Genomic DNA, 2,933 nt, shown 5'->3' with positions numbered 1-2,933 from the left:
ACTAGTTTTCGGATCGCCAAGCAGCCCCAGATCCACCGGAAAATTCTTCGCTATTTCGTAGGTATTCAAGTCAATGTGAATTACTTTCGCTGACTGGGCAAAAACTCCAGACAGCGCCGGAAATACCTCTGGAAAAACGTAGGTTCCAGTAATCAAGATTACGTCTGCTTGTGATGTAATCCGACGGCTATCATCCCCAAACATATGACCCAACAACCCTCCGAACAGAGGATGTGTAGCACTCATGTTCGCTTCCGATGAATCTGCTCCCCAAACTTGTGCGCCGATGAGTTCAGCTACATTTGTCAATTCAGCTTGGGCATCGGAAAAAGCCACACCATCGCCCATAATAATTAGGGGATGTTTAGCGGCGGCCAATAAAGTTGCTGCTGTTGCCAGTTGATCGGGTTCAGGCGCAACCCGTGTCACTGGAAAAGAAGTTGGGACAACCTCTTCATAATTAGGAGCATCAAGGATATCCATCGGTAGGGAGACGAACACCGGCCCCATAGGCGGCGTAGCAGCTATTTTGATGGCTCGGCGTAGCACGCGTAACAAAGAAGAAGGATCGACTACCCTAGTTGACCATTTTGTTACAGGCTTGGCCATACTGACTAAATCTGCCGCCATTTGGGCATCCATCGCATCGTAGCAGATACCAGCTTCGCCAGCCAGTACTACTAATGGTGCATGACCACGCATGGCCTGATAAATCATCCCAATGCCATTGCCTAAACCGACTCCGCTATGGAGTTGCACAATAGTAGGCTTTTTGGTGGCGCGGGCATAGCCATCACCTGCACCTACTGCGATCGTTTCTTGCAATGCAAAGATATATTCAAATTCTGGATAATAGTCTTTTAACGCATCTAGGAACCCCTGTTCAACAGTGCCAGGGTTGCCAAACATGTAATTTATACCATCTGCCAGAAGTTGTTCGATCATTGCAAACCGACCATTTCTGTTAGCCATCAAAGGCTTCTCGTTGCTCTGTCTGGTCAAGCTTACCATCCGTACCGCCTCAGTCCTTTATCCAGAACTTCCACTACCTTTTGACCAGTTGTATAAGAATCTGCGGTAGACCGACCTGTGATAAATGGATAATCAACAATCACGGAGATTTCTTTGCCAAAATTACCGTGATATGCTCCATCTGGGCCGGTGGCATCTTGGAGAATATACTCTAGAGGATAGGGAGGTGGCCCCATGTTAATGTCTGCGCCAACAAATCCTGTGCCATCCTTGTAATCATATTCTTTGCAATGGCCTGTGACGTGCTTACCCAAAATAATGCTCTTGCGGTCTGCTAAGTCACGAGCAAAAGCGAGACAAGTTACACCGTAGCATTCTGCTGCGATCGCCTTACCCTGTTTGTAAAAGCTGAGGATCAGGTCGTGAACCCGATGGTTATTGACTAAATCAACGATGGGGCCGCTACCACCGACTATCAGTAGAGCATCGTATTGTTCCAAATCCTTCTGTACTTCATCGAGTGCATTGTTATATGCTTCCATTTCCCGAAGGAATTTTTCAGCACTCCAGTAAGGGCGATCGGGCAACCATTGTGACAGGATGATAGGGTTGTCCAGTCGTGGGTTTTTAGGATCTTCCAACTGCTTGACTTTTTCCGCCATCTCCTGGGATACAACAGTCCGACCTAAAGGTGGGTCGATATAAGTAGGGTCCATGCTGGGAGGAAGGGCTACTGGCCTTTTTCCTGTTGCAGTTGCAAAGTCAACCTGATACCCCGCAGCATCGAAAGTTTCTAAGGGGCCTACTAGTTCTTCACCCCAATAACCATATTCCGATAAAATTATGAGAATTTTTTTCACAAGATTGTTTCCTAGTCATGAATTAGTTTTGAGATAATCAGCTTGCAACTCTCAGTCTTGAAACAGAGGAGGTAGGCTTTCTATTTGAGAAACGATTAGTAGCAACAGATAACTGTTGAATTTGTTCGGTAATCGCGTCAATGAATGGTTCAACCTCGTGTTTTGAGCGACCAGTAACAAGATCACCGTCCACCACAACACCTGTAGGTGATGTTGTATAAACTGCACCAGCATTGAGAATATCTGCAAGGACAACCTCATGGCAGATAACTTCTCGGTCTTTGAGTAATTCAGGTATTGGTGTCAGTATCCAAAGACCGTGGCAGAGTGCGCCTTTAATAATCCTGGGATTTGCCATTGCCTTGGCGTAAAACTGTACAGCCGGTGAAGTGCGAACTTGTTCAGCACTAATTGGCTGACCTGTTGGTGGCTCAAAGTAACGCAGACGCACGCTAGTATAGTTAGCGGTCATAATCACAGCCGCGTAGTCGTTAACATCTACGTTTTGAAAATCAATGTTTACATCTATTGTTCTAGGCGTATTGCCCGTATCTTCATCACTGAAAAAACGAACGCTCGGCTGATTCCAGAGCCTAGACATCAGATGTACCGTTGCTTGAAGTTCTGAGAAGCGTTTTTGATATGCTTCAATTTCTTCAGGGATGAACTCACTTTCTAGAAGAATTGCGATTTTTTTCCCACCAAGGGATCTAGGTATCATATTGGTTCAATATTCTTAGGGTCACTAGATTCTTATTTTGGAATGTATGTGACTTATTCTTAAGCCTTTAACAATAACTTTAGAGAGGCTAAAACATAAATGCAAGGGTGAATGTTTTGCAGAAAGGTTACTTTTTTTATTGGCGGAATTTTATGTAAATTTAAAAAGCCTAAAATAAATTTACAATGGTTGTTTTTTCGTTAGAAGGTTGTATTGTTTTGGTAATTACGGCTCGACAAATACTCAAAATAACCTTTATACTGCAAGTAATAATTCAGAACTAATAAAATTTTAATACTTAAAAATAATAAGTTTACGAAAATAAATAATCGTATTATATTTTTATCAATTCCGAGTTTTTACTTCTGATTGCGGAATTA

At 43.4% G+C, this 2,933-nt stretch carries 3 protein-coding genes; all 3 read right to left on the bottom strand.

What is annotated here, in order from left to right:
* A partial coding sequence (locus IQ229_RS21770) for a thiamine pyrophosphate-binding protein (protein ID WP_194047307.1) occupies nt 1-972 on the bottom strand: 972 nt, incomplete at its 3' end.
* Nucleotides 973-1,004: 32 nt separating this feature from the next.
* Nucleotides 1,005-1,832 (bottom strand): type 1 glutamine amidotransferase domain-containing protein, encoded by an 828-nt coding sequence (locus tag IQ229_RS21765; RefSeq protein WP_194047305.1) that lies wholly within the window; start codon nt 1,830-1,832, stop codon nt 1,005-1,007.
* 37 nt (nt 1,833-1,869) lie between these two features.
* Nucleotides 1,870-2,553, bottom strand: coding sequence for a DJ-1/PfpI family protein (locus tag IQ229_RS21760; protein WP_194047303.1), 684 nt, complete (start codon nt 2,551-2,553; stop codon nt 1,870-1,872).
* Nucleotides 2,554-2,933 lie beyond the last annotated feature (380 nt).

It is taken from the genome of Nostoc cf. edaphicum LEGE 07299 (assembly GCF_015207245.1).
Classification (GTDB): domain Bacteria; phylum Cyanobacteriota; class Cyanobacteriia; order Cyanobacteriales; family Nostocaceae; genus Nostoc; species Nostoc edaphicum_B.
Note: the sequence above shows the minus strand (reverse complement) of the source record. Positions and strands in the feature narration are given on the sequence as shown.